This window comes from Saccharothrix mutabilis subsp. mutabilis (assembly GCF_039521145.1).
In the GTDB taxonomy this organism is placed as follows: Bacteria; Actinomycetota; Actinomycetes; order Mycobacteriales; family Pseudonocardiaceae; genus Actinosynnema; species Actinosynnema mutabilis.
In genome coordinates this window covers 1-15,761 of the sequence record NZ_BAAABU010000019.1, presented here as the reverse complement: position 1 = coordinate 15,761, position 15,761 = coordinate 1, and the positions used below count along the sequence as shown (strand labels likewise).

Sequence of the window (15,761 nt, the reverse complement as noted above, 5' to 3'; positions counted from 1 at the left end):
CCGATGGCGCATTCTGCAGAGACTGTGGAGGACGATCTCCGCCCGGTCAAGATGCGACGAAAATGTTTCGTACGGGATTCACGGAAGTGCGACCGGGGTCGCACAGTCGATTGCTAAAAATATCGTCGAAATCTTTAGCCCACCGGACGCCGACCGATTCCGCTCGCCGTCAACGCGGCCAGGTAGTCGGCCAGCGCGGTGGGCAGATCGGCGTGGGGGAAGGTCAGGCGGGCGTAGCGGGCGCCGCGTTCCAGCGGGTTGTCCGACGTGGTCGCGCCCAGCGCGGCGGCCAGGGCGGCGAGGCCGTGGAATGCCGTCGGGCCTCGACCGGACAACCAGGCCTGGTAGTCCGGGGATTGCACGGACGCGGCCAAGCCCAACTCCTCCGTGCGGGTCAGCACCTCGCCCCGGGGCAGGTCCACGACGACCACCTGTGCGAGTGCGTCCGAATTCTCCAGACGCCATAGGCCGTCCGGACGGCACACGACCACAGTGCCGGGTGTCGGTTCGAGGCCGGACCAGTCGTCGCTCACCTCGGCGGGCACGCCCAAGCGGGCTCCCAGCACCGCGGCCAGGTCGTCGAATCGGCGGGCCGTGCGAATCGAAACGGGGACCGCGCCCGCGTCCGACACGTCGGTCACGGTCGCGTCGCCGGGCACCACCACGACCCGCCGCAGTCCGGTCACGGCTCATCCCCCTGGTCCGAACCCGGCCCGACCGGCACCGGCACGGGACCGCCCTGCCCGGACGGGGTCACCGGCGCGTCGGCGGGCACGACGTGGATGTCGATGTCGAAGCCGTACAGCACCTCGGCGTTCGGATCGACACCGTAGCGGGCGGGTTCGCCGTTGTGCACCTCCGCCGCGCGCACCATCCGCCCGCCGACCACCTCGGCGTGGCTGATCCGCCCGCCGCTCTGGATGATCGAGTTGCGCGCGTACTGCACCGAGTGCGTGGACAGGATGGCCTGGTTCCGCGGGGTGTTGCCGGCTTCCAGCGCAGCCAGTTCCATGACCGTCCGCGCGTTGATGATCGTGCTCATGTGGACGGTGCGGGGGCCGGTGAACGACACGCCCGCCTGCTGTTCCAGGATGCGCATCTGCCGCATCGTCATGTACGCCTCCAACGGCGTGCCACGGCCGGGCAGCATCTCCGGTTCGGTGGCCACCATGCGCAGCGCCTTGGGGATTTGGTCCAGGAACGCGTAGTCCATCGAGAAGGTCCTGTTGGACGTGTTCACCGAACGCCCCATCGAGCCGGTGGAGCCGTCCGGCGCGACGACCTCCGTCTCCACCGTGACGTTGTTGCCGCGCCGGGTGACGGTGTCCACGAACCGCCAACCCGTCGGCGGTCGAGCCGGGTCGATCCCGCTGTAGAGGCCGGGCGCGAGGTCGCCGGACCGCCCGCCGGGCGGCGGTGTCTCCTCCCCCGGCGGACGCGCGCGGCCGGCGAAGATCCGGTGGAACAGCCAGGCGAGGAACAGGTTGGCCAGCAGGCCGCGATCCCAGCGCTCGCCCGTGGCGACGTTGGTGACGATCCCGACCACGGCGGACAGCGCCATCGTCGCGCCGAGCGCCGCCAGCCCTTCCAGCCCCGCGCCGATGATCACGCCGATGCCGAACGCCATCGCCGCGCCGGCCAGCGTGCCGATGAACACGTGCCGGATGATCGCGTGCGGGTCCCACCACGGCCGCCCGTTGCGCAGGTTGTCCTCAATGCCGGACGCGAGCCCGGCGAGCGCGCCCGCGATGACCAGCGCGCCGGGACCCATCAACGGGAACAGCACGAGCGCGACGACCAGCCCGACCCAGAACGACGGGCTCTTCATCATGTTCCACAGGTCGGCCAACTGCTCGGCGAACCAGTCCCCGACCGCCGACAGGACGCTGCGCTGCACCGGGACGTGCGAGGCCACCCGCGCCTCGACCCGGTCGTGCCCTTCGGCGATGCGGGCCCGGCTGTCGGCGACGGCCTCGCGCGCCCGGTCGCCGGTCTCGGTGGTGCGGCCAGCCAACGACCGGTCCACCGCGCCCGCCGCCTCGCCGAACCCGGAGTCCGCCGCCGCGACCACGCCGTCCAGGCCGCGCCCGGTGGCGGTGATCGCCTCGTCGCCCGCCGCCGTCGCCGCCCGCGCCGCGCCGGCCATCGCGCCGGTCGCGGTGGTGCCGACCCGGGCGGCCTCGGCGCCGAAGCGGTCGGCCGCCACCGCGAACCGGCCACGCACCTCCGCCGCCGCGCCCGCCAACTCCGCCCCGCCCTGCTCCCCCGTCCGCCCCAGCTCCGCGGAGACGCCGTCGCCGACCGCCCGCGCGCCGGCCGCCGCGGTCTCGTGGGACTCGGTGAGCCGCGCCCCGGCCTCGGCGGCGATGTCCGCGCCGGTCCGTTCGTCCAGGCGCGCGGCGGACACGCGTTCGACGGCCTGCGCTTCAGCCTGGGCGCTCTGTTCGGCTGCGCGCACGGCCTGCCGGCGCAACCCGGTCACCGCCGCCGCGCCGGCCGCCGCGACCTGGCCGCGCTGCTCGTCGGCCCGTGCGTCCAGGGCGCGGGTGGTGTCGGCTTCGGCGGCGGCGAGGTGCGTGCCGGCCTCCGCGCCGTGGCGGCGGAGCTGGTCGGTCGTGGTGGCCGCCGCCTGCCTGATCCCGCTGGTCGCGGCCGTGGCCGTGTCGGCGAGCCCGGCGGTGAGCACGCCCGCCTCCGCTTGGAGGGACGCGGCGGTCCGACCGGCCTGCTGCCGCACCTCCGCGCCCGCTTCCGCCGCGTGCGCGCGGAGCCCGGTGCGGGCTTCGGCGGCGGACTCGTCGAGTTGCCGGGCGGTGTCGCCGCCGACCCGGGCGGTGACCTCGGCCCTGCCCTCGGCCGCCGCGTCACCGCCACCGCCGGCGGTGTGGTCGCGCGACTGCGCCGCCGCGCCGGTGAGGTCGTTCGCGGCCTGCCCGGCGGCGGTCTCCCCGGCGGCCACGGCCTGCTGCTCCCGTTCCACGCCCATGTCCCGCACGCGATCCGCACGCGCGGCGACCTCTTCCTGCGCACGAGTCGCGCCAGCCGCGCGCCACGCGGTGACCCGGTCCCGTTCGGCGGCGCTCACCCCGGCGACGGCGGCGGTCTGCTCGCCGACCGCGGTCCCCACCCGCGACCTGGTCTGCGCGGCGTCGGCGGCGACACCGGCCACCTGCTCGGCCCGCGCCTGCTCCAGCCGCGCGGACTGCTCCCCCACCGTGCCGCTCACCGCTTGGACCGCCTCCCCGGCAGCCGCGACCAGAGCGGCCCGACCCGCCTGCGCCGCACCGGTCACGGCCTCCACGACCAGCCGCGCGCCGGGACTGTCGGGAGCGGCGACCGGGGGCGGGGCGACGGCGTCCAGTTCGGCACGGGTCTGGGCGACGGCCTCGGCCAGTCGCGCGGCACCTTCCTCCGCGCTCACCGCTCCCGGTTGGGGTGTCAGGCGCTGCGGCGGCGGGACGGGCTCGATCTCGGGGCCTGGTAGGGGTTGTTGGGCCGGTCGCGGTGAACCGGGCGGGAGGTCGGCGGGCCGGGCGGCAGGCGCGGGAGGGCCGGGGCGCTGAGGGGCTGAGGGACGCTGGGGTGCCGGCGGACGCTCGGGCGTCGGGGGGCGCTCGGGTGCCGGCGGGCGTTGGGGCGGTGGAGGTCGCTCGGGTAACGCGCTCTCCTCGGCCCCCGCTTCGGCGGAAGCGGACTTGCGTTGGAGCGCGGCGGTCACCCGGCGGTTGCCCACCAGACGCTGCCACCGGTTCACCACGCCCGGACCGGCCACCGCGTCGGTCTGCCGCCGCCGGGCACGGGTCGGCGCGTCGGACTGCCGGTGCGCCGGGTCCTCCTGGCTGCGCATCGCTCACCTCGGCACGTCAAGGCGGGAAAGCCGGATCCGAGCATCGCCCGCCCGCCACCGCGCGTCCACCGACGCACGCACGCTCACAAGGGCAGTTCGCACCGCCCTTCAGTGCAAGTCGGCAGCCGCGTCTGGTCAGCCGATGGCCTCGGCCGCGGTTCCTGTGACCTCTCGCAACGGGTGGGCAGCGGACCGTCAGGGGTGATGGGTCGCTGCCGTCAGGTCGTGTCGGCAGGACGTGACTCAGCCGCGGTCGTGGCCCAGCGTCGGAGTTGCGTGTTCAGGTCGTCCAACTGGGTGGAACCCGGTGCGGCGGCTGCGGTCGGGCGCGCGCCCGGCGCGGGCCAGAATTGCAGCAGCACGCTCTCGGTGCGGTGACGGGTGGCATCGGCGTTCGCCCGCACAACCTGTTCCACGACGTGGCCACCCCAGCGATAGGCGCGTGCGCGGTAGGTCCCGGGTGCGCCGAGGTCGAGAGAGGCGGTCTCGGGCGCCACGGCCATCACGGCCTGCGCGTGGACGACCGGGTCGGTGAAAGCGATCACGCGCTCGGCGACGTCGGCGCCCGGCGGTCCGGCGGTGACGGGTTCTTCGGCCCACGACTCGATCTGGACCAGGACATACCGGGTTTCACCCGATTCCGCCATGATCGCGATCGCATCGGTCGTCGCGAAAAAGAAATCGTCCGCGCTCAACGCCAATCGCGGAGGCTCGGCGAGCCCCCGCGATTGGACGTAGAAGTGGCCGTACTCGACCCCGACGACACCGTCCGCTGATCCGAGGAAGTGGGTGACCACCGGATCAGCGTAGCAGCGTCAGCCGGCCTTGACCCAGAATTCGTCGAGAACGCCGTCGGCCGGCGTCTCCTCGTACAGGATGCGGTCCCAACTCAGGTAGATCCGCAGTTCGATCCCGGCCAACCCGTTCTGGGAGCCGTTGACGTATTTCACGGAGAAGTTGCCGTCACCAAGACCGGCTCCCTCCTTGGTCACCGCGAACGGGAACTCGTCGCACTGCTGACCAGGCGTGCCGGTCAGCGGCCGACAAGCTCGATCCTTCGCGTTGCGGTTGGACTGCCACGTCGTTCCCGCGTACGGCACGCGATGCAACCCGGGTGAGGTCGGATAGCCGTCCCAACGTCCCGGGACCACTTTGTCGACCTTCTTCGGGTCGGTCGCCGAGGGATTCTCGTGCGCCGTTTTGATGTGCGTCACAACCTCGTCGTAGCCCTGCCCGTACCGGTAGTTCAGCCGCGGGATCACGTCGGTGAAGGTGCACGCTTTCTCCGCGCCCGGGAAGTAGCTCGCCGAATCGCAGCGGATTCCCGGACGCGTGGTCGAGGTGAGCTCCACCCCCCGGCCGAAGTCGTCAACGGCATGCCCGGTGCCGGTGAAGATGTTGCGCAACACCTTCTCCGGCTGCTGTGTCGCCACGCCTTCGTCCGAACTGATGTTCCAGTTCAACCACTCGCCGTCGTCCCAGTCACCGATGTCCATCACCACCGCGCCCCGGTCCACCGAGCAGCCCGCGGTGAGGACGACGCACTCGATCTTGATCGACAGTCTCGACCAGGCCGAGAAGGTCCCCTCCGTGTCGTAGTCGTCTCCATGCAGGAAGTAGTGCACCTGCCTGGTGAACGGATTCGCCACGGCGGCGGCGCGGTACTGGACCGTGAACTCGCCCTCCTTCTTGCCGTTGAACAGCACTTCTCCGTGAATGGTGTTGCGTTGACACCAGAAGTGCCTGTTCAGCACCCTCCCGCCGGGCTTTCCGGCCTCGTCACTCGCCAGGCACTCCTCCAACGGGCCGGACGGCGGTTCCGCCACCTCGGCGGCACGGGCGAGTGTGGTCCGGTAGTCGTCCAGGTCCTTTTCGTCGATCCCGCCGACATCGGAGATCGCGTTCTTGCGAGCCGCGATGGAACGAGCTTCCTCAACCGTGCCGGACCGGTGCTCCGGTTGAACCCGCGACACCGTCCCGTCCGGTTGGAGTGTCGGAGAGACGAAACCACCGTCGTTCCCGGACGGAACCACCACTGCCGCATGTGCCGCAGGCGGTGACATCGCGGTGACCAACACTGCTGCGAACAAGATGGCACTGGTTGCGCGTAACCGCGCTGCCATACCCATTTATTCCCCCCTTGTAATGCAACTTACCTCGCACCGGTTCTGCGCATCACGACATGCGCCACGCTGTTCGGCGCGAGTACGTGCAATGGCGGCACCTCGCGTGAATCCCCTCGCCGCCCCCGGACAACCCCACCCTGCACGAGGCGAGATTCCGGTACGACCGCCAAATGGGCCAAGCCGACATGGTCGCCGGCGAGACCGGAGCCGACCGCAAACCAGCCATCGTCGGCGTCAGCTCGGTCGGGCAGTTGGACGGCGCGGTGTGACGCCCCGCTCGACGGTCAGCCGATGGCCTCGGCCGCGGTGAACCACGTCGTCGGGTCGGTGAGGTCGCGGATCTCCAGCGAGCGGGCCATCTGTTCGAGGTCGGCTTCCGCGTAACGGGAGCGGTGTGACGCCCGGACGACGATCGCCGCCCCGAACGTGCCGCAGTCCACCACAAGACCACCCTCCAAAGGAGTGGTGTGGCCTGTCGTGTCGGTGTCCCACGCGGGCCGTGCCGGGGTGAGGTTCGCGGAGGACAGGTCGATCACCACGGCTTCGCCGTAACCGGTGGCGGACTCGCTCGCCTTGTCGTCGCACAGGTGCAGGTACGCGCGCCAACCGTCGTTCGCGCCGCGCCCAGGGTCGCTGAGCCCGTCGTACGCGCCGCACACGGCCAACCCGCCGGGCACGTACCCGAACCGGACCGGGAACCGGAGCTGCCGACGCGCGCCGACCTCCACGCGACCCGCCAGGTCCACCAGTTCGTCACGCTCGGACCACTCGTACCCCCGCACCACCAGCCACGTGTCGGCACCGTACTGCACCACGACCGCCGGCGTCGGGTACGTCCAGCCCGAACGCGGGCGCGGGTCGGGGAAGTCGTCCAGGTGGAACGCGGTGCGCGGGCCGACGGTGAACGCGCGCCGGCCGAGGACGGCGGTGCGGTCGAACGTGCCCGGCGGGTACAGCTTCACGTTCGCGGCGAGGTGTCGCGCCCGGTCGTCGTAGTACACCGACTCCGACTGCACACCACCGAAGATCCCCGTGTCGGCGACGAACGCGCCGCCCGGCGGGCTGGTGATCGTGAACGTCATCTGCGGGTTCTCGACCGACACCGGACCCGGCGGCCGGTGCGGCGGCACCTTGGAAACGCTCGGCGTCACCACGGTCCAGATCATCGGCCGGGGCGGCTGCAACGCCACGAACGCGTACACCGCCGACAACGTCAGCAACACCACGGCGGCGAACCCGACCGGCGCCCGACCCCGCGTCCACGCCGGAGCGCGTAATCGCATCCCGGCCAACGAACGCCGCCGGGTCGGGAACACCTCGCGCCACGCCGCCTCCATCGCCGGCAGGTCCGGGTGGCGGCGCGCGGCGTCGCGGTGCAGCGCCCGCTGGAAGAACCGGGTCAGCCCGGCGCGCAGCTCCGGGTCGAAGCGGTCGGTGGCCAGTTCCGGCCGGTCGGCCGCCACCGCGCCGGGGTGCGTGCCGCCGTCACCCCACACCGGCAGGACGCCGGACGCCATCTCGTGCAGGCTGACCGCCGCGGCGTACCGCTCGGCGTGGCCGTCGTAGAGCGGCCGGCGGGCCGAGCCGAGGAACGGGTCGAGGTAGCCGCCCGTGCCGACGGTGACCTCCGTGAGCGGGGCGTCGCTCAACGACAGGTCGTACAGCACCAACTCCGGGTCCGACCCCGGGCGTTCGCGGAGCCCGAAGTTGTCCGGCTTGAGGTCGCGGTGGACCACGCCCTCGGCGGCGAGCAGGGCGAGCGCGCGCAGCAGGTCCAGGCCGAAGCGCTCCAGCTCGGGGCGGTCCAGCCGACCTTCGGCGCGCAGCCGTGCGCCGACCGACCGGGTCCCGGCGTACTCCAGTTCCAGCACCGTGCGCCCGTGCACCTCGCGCGGACCCGCCAACAGCCGCACGACACCGGAACCGCCGACGTGCCGCAGCACGTCCGCCTCCGCCCGCAGCCGGGCGGCCCGCCCCTCGTCCAGCGCGACTTTGAAGACCCGCCGGTCCACGCCACCGTCGTCGGTGGTGCGCGCCACCTGGAGCGCGCGGGCGGTCGAACCGGTGCCCAGAACGCGCTCGACCAGCCACCGCCGTTCGAGGTACTGGCCCGGTCGAGCCACCAGCGGGTCCACGGCGGGCAGGTGGTCGGTGGCCAGGTGCTCGCGTTCGAGGGCGTCGAGGCGGCGCAGGAACCCGTCGACCGACAACCGCAGGCGCGGGTCGTTCCGCGTGGCGTCGAACACCAGCTCGGAGAACCCCTCGGGAATCCCGCGAGGCGGTCGCAGCCCTTGCTCCACCGCGAGCCGGTCCCGCAGCTCCGCGCGCCGCCGCGCGGGTTCCTCGCCGCACAGCACCAGGTGCGCGATGGCGCCGAGACCGAACACGTCCAGCGCGACCGGGTTGGCGCCCGGGATCTCCGACTCCGGCGCCAGGTAGGGGTCGTCCGGGTCGGAGAAGGACACCGCGACCGTGTGCCCGACCGACGCCGCCGGCTGCGCCAGCCGGAACGCCGACCGCCAGTCCGCGATCCGCAGCACCGGTCGCTCGTCCGCGCTGACCCACACCGACCGGGCCGACAACGCGCGGTGGCACAACGCGTGCCCGTGCGCGTAGTGGACCGCCTCGGCGAGTTGGCGCACCAGGTCCAGCCGTTGCGCCAGCGTGGGTTCGCGCAGTTCGAGGTAGTCGTCCAGGCGCAGGTCGGAGGCGTTGTGGCGGAACAGGATCGCCCAGCCGCCGGGGTGCGGTCCGAAGCGCAGGGGTTGCGCGACACCGCGGTGCACGATCCGTTGCAGCAGCCGGTACTCCCGTTCGGCGGCCCGTTCGACGGCGCGCCTGGCCGCGGGGGTGGCCTGGTCCGCCGACAGGTAGACGCGCAGCCGGCCTTCCTCCACGATGTCGCCGTCGCGCCGGGCGAGCCGGTCCTCCCAGTCGACGCCGGCGTTGAGCGGCCCGCGGTCGAGTTCCCACTCCCCGCCGAAGCGCAGGTGCGCGGTGGCGGCCCCGATGTCGGCTTCGGCCAACAGGTCCGGCAGCACGTCACGGGCGAACTCCGGGGACACCTCGGTCCCGTCGACGCCGAGCAGGTCGCGCCACAGCCACGGCAACCCCGTGCTCTCCCGGTCACGGGCGTAGACGCGGTGGCGCTGCACCTCGTCCATGTCCGCGACGAGACCGGGCGCGGACAGGAACACCACCGGCTCCACCCGCGGCACCCGGTCCGGCACGCCCAGCCGCCCGGCGGCGCGGTCCAGCACCATCCGCAACTCCTTGGCCTTGCGGTCGACCAGGTGCAGCGGGTTGCGCAACGCCCGCCGCGTACCGCCGTCGTTGAACCGCCAGTTGCCGGTGTGCGCCCGCACGGCGCCGGGATGCGACTTGATCTCGACCAGGAACAACCCACCGGGCGCGGCGATCAGCAGGTCGCACTCGTTGACCCGCCCAGTGGCCGCGGTGAACGTGAAGGTCGCCCAGCCCCGGTACGGGAACTCCCCACGCACCGACCGCTTGACGTGCTCAAGCGCGTCCTGCTCCCACCGAAACGGCGACACCTCCTCCTGGAACCACCACCGCTCGTCCCGTCGCGCCACACCCTCTCCCCTCCACGTCCCCGACGACCATGGTGGCATCGATCGCGGATGGGAACGCCGGTGCGCGGGCCGGCCGACGAACCGGGCAGCGCTCCCTTCCCCCACAGCCACACCCGCGGCTCTGGAAGCGTGTGCGCCGGATCGCGCAGGGTGGGCGGATGGTGCGGGAGCCCGTGCGGTCGGCCGGCGTGCATGTCGAGGCGGCCGAGTCGGTGCCGCGGGCCGGCGCGACCGCGCTCGGTGGGGTGGCGGGGCTGGTCGCGCGGATCCAGCGGCAGGCCGGGAACGCGGTTGCCGCGCGGGTGGCGCGGTCGTTTGTGGTGCAGCGCCAGCCGACCGGGGAGGAGGTCGCGTTGGTCGACGCCTACCTCGCCGCGCTGGACGCCGACCAGGAGGCGGCACCCGCGCGGGCGGCCCTGGGTGACTACGTCCGCGGCAACCCGACGCGCGCGGCGGAGGTGTCTTCGCTGTTGGCGTCGCGGACCGACGCGTGGCTGAGCCGGGCGCGTGCGGCGGTGGACGGGCTGCTCGCCGCCTACCACGAACTCGTCTACACCGCCGCCGTGGAGGCATGGGCACGACAGCACCGAAACGACGCGCTGGGCGCGGACGCGCGGCGGTTGCTCGCACCGGGCCGGAGTTCGTTCACCGGCGCGCTCGCCGAAGCGAGGACGTCGATCGGCCGGCTCGGGGACCTGTCGGCGGGCATGGCCGGGGCGGCGCCGCAGGCGCACGCGCGGTTCCTGGCGGACGCGGGCCGGCGGTTCGCCACGGTCGCCCACACGCCCCAGTACGAGGTGGAGGCGGACGCCCGCCTGGCCCGGCTGGAACTGCGCCCCGACCGCCCGCCCGGCGAGCAGGCCGGCCGGGACCTCGCCGAGTTCGCCGCCGGCGAGAACGACGGCCCGGACCGGATCAGGCACGCCCGCGCCGCGATCGACCGGTCGCGCACCGCCCGCCGCGAAGGCCTGTCGGCCGGGTTGCGCGGCTTGGCCGGCGCCACCGACGTCGACCGGGCGGCGTTCGAGGCGCTGGTGGCGCAGGGCCTGGCCCGCCCGCCGGCGCCGGCGTCACGCGAGGCGATGGTGGGCCTGGTGATGGCGGCGCAGAACCAGGGCGTCCGGGACTTCCGTGTCACCGGCGTCGGCAGCGCGCGACCGCGGATGACGACCTACCGCGGCCACGGCCCCGGCGCGGTGGACATCTCGGGCGGCACCGGGACGACCGTGACGGTGCTGCTCCCGCAGCGGCTCCAGGCGAGTGCGGCCGGACTGGTCGGCGACGACTTCCAACTGCACGGCGCGACGTTCGGGTGGGTGGACCGCAGCGGCCCCGCCCAGGACCTCGCCACCAAGGTCGCCGCCGGCTACTTCGGGCTCGGCTTCCGGGCCAGGCTCACCGCGAGCCTGCGCGCCGCGTCCGCCCGTGACCCCGCCTACCGGCGCGCGTTGGCGGACGTGCCGCGCGAAGGCCCGACACGCGTCTACCTCCGCCTGCGCTCGGGACACTACGGCGCGGTCACCGGCGATCCGCTGGTGCGACACCCGGCACCGGAACGGTTCCTCGCGGCCCTGGCCTACCGCGACACCGTCACCGCCTCGGCCGCCACCGCGCCACCGCCGGGCACCCCGACCGTCGAGACCCGCCGAGCCGAGCTGCGCGACCGGTTGGCCCGGGCCGTGGACCCGCAGTTGCAGCGCCGGTTCCCCCAACTCCCGTCACTGCGCCAGGCCCTGGGGACGGTGGACGCCGGCGCTCCCGGCGACATCGCGTGGTCCCACGCACTGGTCCCGTCCGCGCGCACCAGCGCGGTCGTCACGGCCATCCAGAACGCGACCGGCGCGGCGCTGAGCACCGACCCGGCGTTGGGACGCGCGGTCGAGGAGTTCCTGACCTCCGCCACCGGCTCCCCCGGCCCGCTGCCGCCGATGAGCGGCCGGCACGCCGACTACCGCGGCCCGGTCCCGGTGGACCGCCCCGGCGGCGGCGAGGTGAGCGTCGACTACCGGTACGACCGGGGCAGCGAGCGGATCACCGTGCGGGTGACGTTCACCCACCTCTCCGAGGTGGCGGGCGACGTGGAGACCGGCGGGACCGCGGCGGCGGGCCGACCCGTCGGCCGCACCGGAACCTCCGGCAACGCCGCCGGCCCCCACGCCCACGTCGAGGCTGGCGCACGGCTCGGCGCACGCGACCTCGGGCCGATCAGCCCGATCACGTTCTTCGCCGTCGACACCACCGGCCCCGACCCGACACCACCCGGCCGACGCCCGCGCACCAGGCGCTGACCAGCGGACCGCCGGCCCTGCGGCGCGGCCGGCTGCCGGGCACGCCAAGGTTTGCTCCGGTGTGCAGCGAGGTGACACATTGGTCCCCGATGGAGCGTAGTAGTGGTGTGCGGCTGGTCGGGTTGGTTGCCGTTGTTGTGGCGCTTGTGGTGGCCGTGGCGGTGGTCGATCTTCCGGGTGCGGAGCAGGTTCGTGAGTGGGTTCGGGGGTACGGTGCGGTTGCGCCGTTGGTGTTCCTCGTCTCGTGCGCCGTCGGCACGGCGTTGTTCTTCCCCAAGCCTGTGTTGGCCACCGCCTCCGGGCTGTTGTTCGGGGTGTTGCCGGGCGTCGCGTTGGCCGTGGCCGGTTTTACCGTGGGCGCGTTGGTCGCGTTCCTCGTCGCGCGTGGTCTGGGTCGGCAGGCCGTCGCCCGCCGACTGGGGGAAGGGCGGCTCAGGGCCGTCGAAACGGTCTTCGCCCGACGCGGCGTGGCGGCGACGCTCGTGCTTCGACTGCTGCCCGTGGTGCCGTTCGCCGTGTCGAACTACGCGGCGGGCGTGACCGCCGTTCGCCCGCGTTCGTTCACCCTCGGCACGGCGCTGGGACTGGTGCCCACCACCGTGGTGGCGGCCCTGTTGGGCGACGCCTGGGAGGACTTCGGCTCGCCGCGCTCGATCGCGGTCGCCGCCGTGTGGGTCGTGTTGGCCGGCGTCGGCGTGGTGTGGGGCGCACGCCTGCTCAAGCGCGCTTCCGTGGGCGACCAGCGCGCATAGCGGTCCGCGTCCACCCGCGGGCGCGCCGGCGTGGTTGAATCTGACAATCATTGTCGTTGTCCGATCCGACCGGAAGAACCACATGAGCGCCGATCCGCGAGTACCCGTCACCGTGCTGTCCGGCTTCCTCGGCGCGGGCAAGACCACCCTGCTCAACCACGTCCTGGCCAACCGCGAGGGACGGCGCGTGGCCGTGGTGGTCAACGACATGAGCGAGGTCAACATCGACGCCGCGCTGGTCTCCGGCCGGGGCGGCGAGCGGCTGGTCGAGCTGACCAACGGCTGCATCTGCTGCACCCTGCGCGAAGACCTGCTCGACAGCGTCGGCGAACTGGCCCGCGCCGGCCGCTTCGACACCATCCTCATCGAGTCCACCGGGATCTCCGAGCCGATGCCGGTGGCGGCGACGTTCGAGTGGACCTTCGAGGACGGCACCAGCCTGTCCGACCACGCCCGCCTGGACACGATGGTCACCGTGGTCGACGCCTCGACCTTCCTGCCCGAGGTCGAGCGCGGCGACCGGCTCGACCAGCGCGGCCTGGAAGCGGCCGAGGACGACGAGCGCGGCATCTCCGACCTGCTGGTGGACCAGGTGGAGTTCGCCGACGTGCTCGTGCTGAACAAGACCGACCTCGCCACCCCCGAGCAGCTCGCCACCACCGAGGCGCTGCTGCGCGGGCTCAACCCCAACGCCCGGCTGGTCCGCGCCCGGCGCGGCGTGGTCGACCTGGCCGAGGTGCTCGACACCGGCCGCTACGACCCGGTCACGGCCGCCACGGCACCGGGGTGGGCACAGGAGCTGGCGGGCACGCACACCCCCGAGACCGAGGAGTACGGCATCCGCTCGGTCACCTACCGCGCCGACCGGCCCTTCCACCCCGCCCGCCTCGTCACCGCGCTGGCCGACTGGGAGGGCGTGGTGCGCAGCAAGGGCTTCTGCCACATCGCCAGCCGCCCGCACACCCTCGCCGTGTGGTCCCAGGCCGGGCCGAACCTGACCATCGAACCGGGCGAACTGCTCGACGGCTGCACCGCCCGCCAGGAACTGGTCTTCATCGGCATCGGCCTGGACCCCGACGAGCCGCGCCGCCGCCTCGACCCGGCCCTGCTCACCGACGCCGAACTGGCCTCAGGCCCCACCGCGTGGCGGCAGCTGGACGACCCGCTGCCGCTGTGGGACGACGTGGAGCCGCACGACCACGACCACGCCCTCTCCCGGCGCTGAACGCGGCGGCGGCGCTGGGCCCCAGCCGTGTCCGACAGCTTGGTCAGCCGCCCCGAGGTCCACCGGCCGGCGCGGACCACCTCGCCGCACGACGACCAGCCGCTGTTCCAGGAGCCGCTCCCGGAACCGCGGCGCCGGCCCGCGGGGTGGTCAGGTGTGGTTCGGGGGGCGGTGGCCTTCGTGGGCGGCGCGGTCGAGGTCGGCCGCGCGCAGGCGGAAGACCTGGAGGTCCAGGTCGAAGTACTTGCGGGTTTCGCCCACCCAGTGCATGCCGTTGCGGCGCACCGCACCGGCGGTGCGGGTGTTGTCGGGGCGCACGACGGTGAAGATCTCGTCCAGGCCGTGGGAGAACGCCCAGGAGGCGAGTGCGAACGTGCACTCGCCGGCGTAGTCCTGTCCCCACTCGTCCGGGTGCAGTTGCCAGCCCATTTCCCAGTCCTCGTTGCCGGGTGGCAGGGGCAGCAGGACGGCGCCGCCGATCACCTTGTGGTCGGCGGCGCGCTCCACCGCCCAGCGACCGCCGGGTTCGGCGAAGCGGGCGTCCTCGGCGATCCACTGCTGGAGCAGCAGGCGCATGGCGCGCAGGTCCGGGACGCGGTCCATGGCGGGGCTCAGCCACTTGGCGACGTCGGCGTGGCCGTAGATGCCCAGCGCCGCCTCGGCGTCGTCGGTGCGCCAGGCGCGCAGCACCAGCCGGTCGGTGTTCACCGGGTGTCCACGCGCAACGCCGCCAGGCGCCGCGGGCGCGGCCAGCGGACCTGCCAGACCCAGCCGAGCCTCTCGAACGCCCAGATGACCCGCGCGGACACGTCGAGCTGGCCGCGGTCCACGCCGTGGCGGGCGCAGGTCGGGTCGGCGTGGTGGGAGTTGTGCCAGGACTCGCCCATGGACAGGATCGCCAGCGGCCAGAAGTTGGCCGAGCGGTCGCGGGCGGCGAACGGGCGGTCGCCGATCATGTGGCAGATCGAGTTCACCGACCAGGTCACGTGGTGCTGGAAGGAAATCCGCGCCAGACCGGCCCACAGGAACGCCGTCAGAGCGCCCCACCACGACCACGTGATCACACCGCCCAGCACCGTCGGCACCGCCACGCTCAGCGCCACCCACAACGGGAACAGCCGGTCCACCACCCGGATGTCGTTGTCCGCCAGCAGGTCCGGCGCGAACCGGTCGACGTTGGTGGTGTCGCGGCCGAACAGCCAGCCCATGTGCGCGTGCCAGAAACCCCGCGCCAACGCCACCGGCGAGGTGCCGAACAGCCACGGCGAGTGCGGGTCGCCCTCGCGGTCGGAGAAGGCGTGGTGGCGGCGGTGGTCGGCCACCCACCCGATCACCGGGCCCTGCGCCGCCAGGCCGCCGGCGATGGCCAGGGCCACCCGCAGCGCCCGCTTGGCCTTGAACGCGCCGTGGGTGAAGTACCGGTGGTAGCCGATCGTCACACCCAGCGTGGACAGGGTGTAGAACACCGCCGCCAGCGTCACGTCCACCCAGCTCAACCCCCACCCCCAGGTCAGCGGCACGGCGGCGACCAGCGCGGCGAACGGGATCACCAGGAACGCCCGGATGACGAACATCTCGGTGCGGGAACGGGGTTGTTCGGCCAACAGCGGTTTCGGTGCGGCGAGTGTGGACGAAGTCATGGGGCACTACCTGACTGAAGAGCGACACGGTGCCGAGCGGTGCTCGGTCGAACCGGCGTCGGCGCGAATCACGTCCGGACCCCAGCGGGCCGGACGGCCGGAGGATGGCGGGGAAGCGGCGTGCCGACCGGTCTGGCAGCGGCTTCCGCGCTTGCCCCCAACGGTACACGGCTCCACGACCCGGCACCGATTACCGCGAGCCGCCGCCTGCGACCGGGCGTACGGTGGCCGCATCGAGCGACCAGCACGTGACAGGGCAGGACCGGCCGGGGTGGGCAGGAGGCTCCGGT

Annotated in this window: 10 protein-coding genes; 3 read left to right on the top strand and 7 right to left on the bottom strand. The window is 73.2% G+C overall.

Annotation, left to right across the window (positions count from 1 at the left end):
* Window positions 1-134 precede the first annotated feature (134 nt).
* The 5 genes from ABD126_RS29390 to ABD126_RS29370 form a co-directional block, all read right to left on the bottom strand.
* On the bottom strand, window positions 135-686 hold the full coding sequence (locus ABD126_RS29390; RefSeq protein WP_343937226.1) for a hypothetical protein: 552 nt from the start codon (window positions 684-686) through the stop codon (window positions 135-137).
* Complete coding sequence (locus ABD126_RS29385; RefSeq protein WP_343937225.1) at window positions 683-3,421, bottom strand: hypothetical protein; 2,739 nt, start codon at window positions 3,419-3,421, stop codon at window positions 683-685. The genes ABD126_RS29390 and ABD126_RS29385 overlap by 4 nt, the downstream gene beginning before the upstream one ends.
* 644 nt (window positions 3,422-4,065) lie before the next feature.
* Window positions 4,066-4,644 (bottom strand): hypothetical protein, encoded by a 579-nt coding sequence (locus ABD126_RS29380; RefSeq protein ID WP_343937224.1) that lies wholly within the window; start codon window positions 4,642-4,644, stop codon window positions 4,066-4,068.
* Between the two features lie 18 nt (window positions 4,645-4,662).
* The gene (locus tag ABD126_RS29375; RefSeq protein WP_343937223.1) at window positions 4,663-5,925 is read right to left on the bottom strand and encodes a NucA/NucB deoxyribonuclease domain-containing protein; all 1,263 of its coding nucleotides are present in this window, start codon (window positions 5,923-5,925) and stop codon (window positions 4,663-4,665) included.
* A gap of 332 nt (window positions 5,926-6,257) precedes the next feature.
* Window positions 6,258-9,566: a protein kinase domain-containing protein gene (locus tag ABD126_RS29370; RefSeq protein WP_343937222.1), complete on the bottom strand. Its 3,309-nt coding sequence runs from the start codon at window positions 9,564-9,566 to the stop codon at window positions 6,258-6,260.
* 158 nt (window positions 9,567-9,724) lie between these two features.
* Between ABD126_RS29370 and ABD126_RS29365 the strand changes: the two genes are divergently transcribed.
* The 3 genes from ABD126_RS29365 (at window position 9,725) to ABD126_RS29355 (ending at window position 13,831) form a co-directional block, all read left to right on the top strand.
* Window positions 9,725-11,854 carry a hypothetical protein gene (locus ABD126_RS29365; protein WP_343937221.1) on the top strand — a complete coding sequence of 710 codons (2,130 nt, stop codon included), beginning with the start codon at window positions 9,725-9,727 and terminating at the stop codon, window positions 11,852-11,854.
* A 230-nt stretch (window positions 11,855-12,084) separates the two neighbouring features.
* Window positions 12,085-12,606 (top strand): TVP38/TMEM64 family protein, encoded by a 522-nt coding sequence (locus ABD126_RS29360; protein ID WP_343937353.1) that lies wholly within the window; start codon window positions 12,085-12,087, stop codon window positions 12,604-12,606.
* An 82-nt stretch (window positions 12,607-12,688) separates the two neighbouring features.
* Window positions 12,689-13,831 carry a GTP-binding protein gene (locus tag ABD126_RS29355; protein WP_343937220.1) on the top strand — a complete coding sequence of 381 codons (1,143 nt, stop codon included), beginning with the start codon at window positions 12,689-12,691 and terminating at the stop codon, window positions 13,829-13,831.
* Between the two features lie 150 nt (window positions 13,832-13,981).
* Here the strand turns inward: ABD126_RS29355 and ABD126_RS29350 are convergent, their stop codons facing one another.
* Together ABD126_RS29350 and ABD126_RS29345 are read right to left on the bottom strand one after the other, a co-directional pair.
* Window positions 13,982-14,539, bottom strand: coding sequence for a GNAT family N-acetyltransferase (locus tag ABD126_RS29350; protein ID WP_343937219.1), 558 nt, complete (start codon window positions 14,537-14,539; stop codon window positions 13,982-13,984).
* Window positions 14,536-15,471, bottom strand: coding sequence for an acyl-CoA desaturase (locus ABD126_RS29345; protein ID WP_343937218.1), 936 nt, complete (start codon window positions 15,469-15,471; stop codon window positions 14,536-14,538). Before ABD126_RS29345 ends, ABD126_RS29350 begins: the two co-directional genes overlap by 4 nt.
* Window positions 15,472-15,761: the final 290 nt, after the last annotated feature.